Source organism: Albidovulum sp., from assembly GCF_008933605.1.
Lineage (GTDB): Bacteria > Pseudomonadota > Alphaproteobacteria > Rhodobacterales > Rhodobacteraceae > Albidovulum.
Genome location: NZ_WBUS01000175.1, coordinates 1 through 6,085, shown reverse-complemented (window position 1 = coordinate 6,085; position 6,085 = coordinate 1). Strand labels below are relative to the sequence as shown.

Sequence of the window (6,085 nt, the reverse complement as noted above, 5' to 3'; positions counted from 1 at the left end):
CCCCGGATGCGACCGCCCCGGCCCCCGCTGATAGCACCGCGCCGTCCGCCGGCGGCGCGGTGCTATCAGCGGGGGCCGGGGCGGTCGCATCCGGGGCGCCTTCGGTCGCAGCCGGCTTCTCCTCGGTCAGCGCGCCCTCGGTCCAGATGCCCGAGGCGGTCTGGCCGGTCGCGTAGCGCATGACGCCCTCGCCCTGCCGCTTGCCGGCCTTGAACATGCCTTCGTAGACATCGCCGTTCGCATAGGTCGCGACGCCAGTCCCGTCGATCTCACCGGCCTTCCAGCCGCCGACATAGCGGAAGCCGTCGGGCATCACTATCTCGCCCTGGCCTTCGCGCTGGCCGGCAACGAACTCACCGGTATAGACCGAGCCGTCGGCATAGCGCGCGACGCCCTTGCCTTCGCGGCTGCCGTCCTTCCAGTCACCCTCGTAGGTATAGCCGTCCGGATAGGTCATCTTGCCCGACCCGTGGTTCTTGCCGCCCTTGAAGGCGCCTACGTAGATCAGCCCGTTGGCATAGACGGCCGTCCCCATGCCTTCGATGACCCCGTCCTTCCAGTCGCCCTCGTAGGTCGAGCCGTCGGCATAGGTGATCTTGCCCTTGCCGTTGGCGAGGTCGTTCAGGAACTGACCTTCATAGACCGAGCCGTCGGGATAGGTGACCTTGCCCGCCCCCTCGATCCGTCCCTCTGCCCAGTCGCCGTCGTAGATATAGCCGTCGGTGCCGCGGAAGACGCCCTTGCCCTGCCGCTGGTCGGCGACGAACTCCCCCTCGTAGATGTCGCCGTTCGAATAGGTGACCTTGCCCTTGCCATTGCGCTTGCCGCCCGTGAAGCCGCCTTCGTAGATGTCGCCGTTGGGCTGGGTCAGCTTGCCCTGGCCGCTCATCTGCCCGTCCGTCCAGCCGCCCTCGTAGGTCAGCCCGTCGGCGAGCGTCAGCTTGCCCTGACCGGCGCGCTGTCCGCGCAGGATGTCGCCGTCGTAGACCGCGCCGTCCGGGTAGGTGATCTTGCCCTTGCCCTCCTTGACACCCATCACCCAGTCGCCGTCGTAGGTGTAGCCGCCCGGGCTTTCCATCCGGCCCTTGCCGTGATGCAGCGCCCTGGTGAAGCCGCCGGTATAGGTCGTGCCATTGGCGTAGTGCGCCGTTCCCTGGCCCTCGATCTCGCCTGCGACCCAGTCGCCCTCGTAGGTGCCGCCGTCGGCGAATGTGATCTTGCCCTTGCCCTGCGGCTTGCCGTTCACGAAGGCGCCTTCGTAGATCGAACCGTTGGGGTAGCGCGCCGTGCCCTGGCCGAGGATCTCGCCCTCCACCCAGTCGCCGCTGTATTCGTAGCCGTTGGGCAGGCGGTAGGTGCCGCGGCCGTGCTGCTTGCCGTCCTTGAAGGTGCCCTCGTAGATGCCGCCGTCGTCGTATTCCTTGGTGACGACCTCCTGCGCGGCGGCGGGACCGGCGGGAAGGTCCGTCACGACCCCGGCCGTGATCGCCAGCGCGGCAAGTCCTGCCGCCGTGAGACCCTGTCTGCCCATCCGCTCCATCCTCGCTTCCTTGTCGCCGACCCGTGACTCGCACCCGCCGCGGCACGGGTCCGAACCCTAATTCCGTGCCCCCTCGGTGACAAGCCACAGGCGGCCTGACGACGGTGCGTTGCGCGAACCGATGCCCCGCCGGGCGCCTTGGGCGCTTTCCCTCGGGCGCAGGTCTGATAAGACAGGGGCGCTCGAGTGACGGAGACGCGCATGGCCGGTACCTTCCGCCTGACCCTCGCACAGTTGAACCCCACCGTGGGGGACTTTGCCGGCAACGCGGCGAAGGCGCGCGCCGCCTGGGCCGAGGGCAAGGCCGCCGGCGCGGCCATGGTTGCCCTGCCCGAGATGTACATCACCGGCTACCAGACGCAGGACCTGGTGATGAAGCCTGGCTTCGCGGCGGAGGCGGAGGAATGGATCGCCAGGCTCGCCGAAGACTGCGCAGAAGGCCCCGCGCTGGGCCTCGGCGGGCCCTGGCGTGACCGGCAGGGGGCCCTCTACAACGCCTGGTTCGTGCTTCAGGGCGGAAAGGTCCACGCCCGGGTGCTGAAGCACCATCTGCCCAACGACACCGTCTTCGACGAGGAGCGACTGTTTGAAAGCGCCCCCGTCAGCGGCCCCTATGCCGTGAACAGCGTCAGGATCGGAACGCCGATTTGCGAGGACGCCTGGTTCGACGACGTGACCGAGACCCTGGCCGAGACGGGGGCCGAGATCCTCCTCGTCCCGAACGGGTCGCCCTACTATCGCAACAAGTACGACCGGCGCGTGAACCTCATGGTGTCCCGCGTCATCGAGACGCGGCTGCCGCTCGTCTACCTCAACATGGTCGGCGGGCAGGACGACCAGGTCTTCGACGGGGCGAGCTTCGTGCTCAACCCCGGAGCCGACCTCGCGCTGCAGATGCCCGCCTTCGACGAATGCATCCGTCACGTGGACTTCGAGCGCGGCGAGCACGGCTGGCGCGCGGTGCGCACCGAACTCGTGCCGCTGCCGGACGAATGGGAACAGGACTACCGCGCGATGGTCGAGAGCCTGCGCGACTACTGCGGCAAGTCGGGGTTCGGCAAGGTTCTGCTCGGGCTTTCCGGCGGCGTCGATTCCGCGCTGGTCGCCGTGATCGCCGCTGACGCGCTGGGGCCGGACAACGTGCGCTGCGTCATGCTGCCGTCGGAATTCACCTCCGTCCACTCGCTGGAGGATGCCAAGGCCGTGGCGCAGGCACTCGGCTGCCGGCTCGACACAGTGTCGATCGAGGGCGCGCGGGATGCCGTCGAGGGCGCCCTTGTCCATCTCTTCAAGGGAACGAAACCGGGGGTTGCCGAGGAAAACATCCAGTCCCGGCTGCGCGGCCTGACGCTCATGGCGATCTCGAACAAGTTCGGCGAGATGCTCCTGACCACCGGCAACAAGTCCGAGGTCGCGGTCGGCTATGCCACGATCTACGGCGACATGGCCGGGGGCTACAATCCGCTGAAAGACCTCTACAAGACCCGCGTGTTCGAGACCTGCCGCTGGCGCAACGCCAACCACCGGCCCTGGATGAAGGGGCCCGCGGGCGACGTCATACCTGAACGCGTCATTGACAAGGCGCCCTCGGCGGAACTCCGCGCGAACCAGAAGGACGAGGACAGCCTGCCGCCATACGCGGTGCTCGACGCCATCCTCGAACGGCTGATCGAGGGCGACCAGTCGGTCGCCGAGGTCGTCGCGGCGGGCTTCGACCGGGCCGTGGTGAAGAAGGTGGAACACCTCGTCTACATCAGCGAATACAAGCGCTTCCAGTCCGCGCCGGGGGTGCGGCTGACGCGCAAGGCCTTCTGGCTCGACCGCCGCTATCCGATCGTCAACCGCTGGCGCGACGAAAGCTGAGCGGCGGTTTGCGGCGTGCGCGGTCGGCGGTTGTCATGTCGAGTTGCCACTTCGGGGCTAGTCTGGGCTCCTGCCATCAAATGGGGGGGGTGAGCCGTGCTGACACGAATTCTTCCGGGACTTCTCGCGGGCGTCCTTGCAGCCGGACCGGCGGCGGCCGAGACGACGCTCAGGATCATGAGCTACAACGTCTGGGGTGGCGGCGGCAACGAAGGCAAGGGGATCGAGGAGACGGTCGCCGTGCTGAGGGCCGCGGATGCCGACATCATCGGCATGCAGGAGACCCGGCTGGAGCCCGAGGGATGCACCGCGGAAAGCTGCGCGGCCGTGGGCGAGTCGGTGGCGAAGTCCATCGCCGAGGCGCTCGGATACCACTATTACGACCAGACGCAGGAAAACCCGGCGCTCTGGGCCAATGCGATCCTGTCGCGCTATCCGATCGGGCCGGCGAGCGAACATGATCTGGGCGTGCCGATCGAGGTCAATGGCACGACCGTCTGGGCCTTCAACATCCACCACGACGACGAGCCCTATCAGCCCTACCAGCTTCTCGGGATCGAATACGGGCCCGCGCCCTTCATCAAGACCGAGGCCGAAGCCCAGGACTGGGCGAACCGGACGCGGGGGGCGGCGATGGACCTGCTCTTTTCCGACATCAGCGCCGCCGGGGACGCGGCGGCCGTCCTCGTGTTCGGCGACTTCAACGAACCCTCGGGGCTCGACTGGACCGAGGCCGCCGCGGCGACCGGCCAGCAGCCAGCGAAGGTGGACTGGCCGACGACCGGGCGGCTGCTCTCTGCCGGCTTCGTGGACACCTACCGGGCGGCCCATCCCGATCCGGTGGCAAAGCCGGCCTACACCTGGACCCCACAGGGCGACGAGACCGACCCCGAGGACCATCACGACCGCATCGACTTCGCCTTCGCGAAGACCGACGGGCTCACGGTCGTGAACGCCTGGATCGTGGGCGAGACCGGCCCGCGCACGGATATGGCAGTCGATCCCTGGCCGTCGGATCACCGCGCGACTCTGGCGGAGATCCGCTTCTGACTGGACGCAGTCAAGGCGCGGCGGCAGAATGGCCCCATGCCCAACAAGACCGCGCCAACCTGCGTTCCGGTGACGGACGTCATTGCCGCGGTGCCGGATCCACGCCGGCGCGGCGAAGCCCTCCGGCTCGACGCCATCTTCCGCGAGGTCACCGGCTTCCGGCCGGTCCTGTGGGGCCCGTCGATGGTCGGCTACGGCCGCTATCACTACCGATATGCCAGCGGGCGCGAGGGAGACGCCCTTGCTACCGGCTTTTCGCCGCGCAAGGCCGCGATCAGCATATACATCATGCCCGGCTACACCGATTTCGGCCCCATCCTTGAAGACCTCGGCAAGCACCGGCGGGGCAGGGCCTGCCTCTATCTCAACAGGCTCGACGATGTGGACGAGGGCGCGCTGAGACGGCTGATCCGCGCGGGCCTCGAGGACCTTGCGCGACACTGGCCGGTGCTGCCCAGCTGAGAGGCGGTTCTGTGCCCTGGGGCACAGGTCCTATTCGCCTGTGCATGAAACGGTTTCTGCGTTGCAGCGTTATGTCTGGATCATACGCTTGTAACGGAGGGACCGATGTCCAGACCCAAGATCGCCGTCATCTTCTATTCCACCTACGGCACCAACCATGCCGTCGCCGAGGCCGCCGCCAAGGCCGCCGAGGCGGCCGGCGCCGAAGTGCGCCTGCGCCGTGTTCCCGAGACGGCGCCCGATGCCGTGGTGAAGGGCCAGGACGCCTGGAAGGCGCAGGCCGACAAGGCCGCCGGCATTCCCGTCGCCACCGCCGAGGACATGGAATGGGCCGACGGCTACTTCATTTCCGCGCCCACGCGCTTTGGCGTCTCGGCAAGCCAGCTCAGGGCTTTCATCGACACGCTGGGCGGCGTCTGGTCGAAGGGCGGGCTTGCCAACAAGACCATCACCGCGACGACGAGCGCGCAGAACGCCCATGGCGGGCAGGAGGCGACGATTCTCTCGCTCTACACCACCGCGATGCACTGGGGCGCGGTCATCGTGGCGCCCGGTTATACCGACCCGTGCATCTTCGAGGCGGGCGGCAACCCCTACGGCTATTCCGCCAAGGCCGGCGACTTCGACGACAAGGGCCGCGCGGCCGTGGCGCATCAGGCCAAGCGCCTCGTCGAGTTCACGAAGAAGATCGCTGCCTGAGCCCGCGGCCGACGCTCAGACCGGAAAGACCGGGCAGGCGGCGACCAGCCTGCGGACATCCGAGGCGCGGGCAAGGTCCGTCGCCTCGGTCATCACCGCCGCGCTCGCCGCGGCCATGCCCTCCTGAAGCGCGCGCGGCAAGGTGCGCCCGCGCGCCACGGCGAGGGTGAAGGCCGCGACGAAACTGTCACCCGCGCCGACCTTGCTTCTCACCGGAACGTCGGCGGCCTTCGTGAACCAGCGCCCCTCGCGCGTGGCCATCACCGATCCGTCGGCCCCCCGCGCGATAACGACGACCTCGGCTGCGCCCCTGCGGACCAGCGCCTCGGCGAAATCCGCGGTATCGCCCCGGGTCTTTAGCCGGCTCGCGGCGAGCGTCTCCGCCTCCTGCTCATCCATCCTGAGGACGAAGACCGGGCGCGGCGGTTCGGCCGCGCGCGCGAGCGTCGCCCCGGACGTGTCGAGCACGAG

Annotated in this window: 6 protein-coding genes; 4 read left to right on the top strand and 2 right to left on the bottom strand. The window is 68.3% G+C overall.

Going from position 1 to position 6,085, the window contains the following annotated elements:
* The coding region (locus F9K34_RS16365) for an MORN repeat-containing protein (RefSeq protein WP_436405758.1) at positions 1–1,540 on the bottom strand (1,540 nt) is incomplete at its 3' end.
* A 201-nt stretch (positions 1,541–1,741) separates the two neighbouring features.
* Between F9K34_RS16365 and F9K34_RS16360 the strand changes: the two genes are divergently transcribed.
* From F9K34_RS16360 to wrbA, 4 genes are all read left to right on the top strand, one after another.
* Positions 1,742–3,403, top strand: a complete 1,662-nt coding sequence (locus tag F9K34_RS16360; RefSeq protein WP_291338187.1) for an NAD+ synthase — start codon at positions 1,742–1,744, stop codon at positions 3,401–3,403.
* A gap of 96 nt (positions 3,404–3,499) precedes the next feature.
* Positions 3,500–4,453, top strand: a complete 954-nt coding sequence (locus F9K34_RS16355) for an endonuclease/exonuclease/phosphatase family protein (RefSeq protein WP_291338186.1) — start codon at positions 3,500–3,502, stop codon at positions 4,451–4,453.
* 36 nt (positions 4,454–4,489) lie between these two features.
* Positions 4,490–4,915: a DUF1801 domain-containing protein gene (locus tag F9K34_RS16350; RefSeq protein WP_291338185.1), complete on the top strand. Its 426-nt coding sequence runs from the start codon at positions 4,490–4,492 to the stop codon at positions 4,913–4,915.
* 105 nt (positions 4,916–5,020) lie between these two features.
* A complete protein-coding gene (wrbA, locus tag F9K34_RS16345; protein WP_291338184.1) occupies positions 5,021–5,614 on the top strand; it encodes an NAD(P)H:quinone oxidoreductase in 594 nt (197 codons plus the stop codon).
* A 15-nt stretch (positions 5,615–5,629) separates the two neighbouring features.
* On the opposite strand, the gene F9K34_RS16340 is transcribed toward wrbA, so the two are convergent.
* Positions 5,630–6,085, bottom strand: a 456-nt coding sequence (locus F9K34_RS16340; RefSeq protein ID WP_291338183.1) for a PfkB family carbohydrate kinase, incomplete at its 5' end; no start/stop codon positions are given.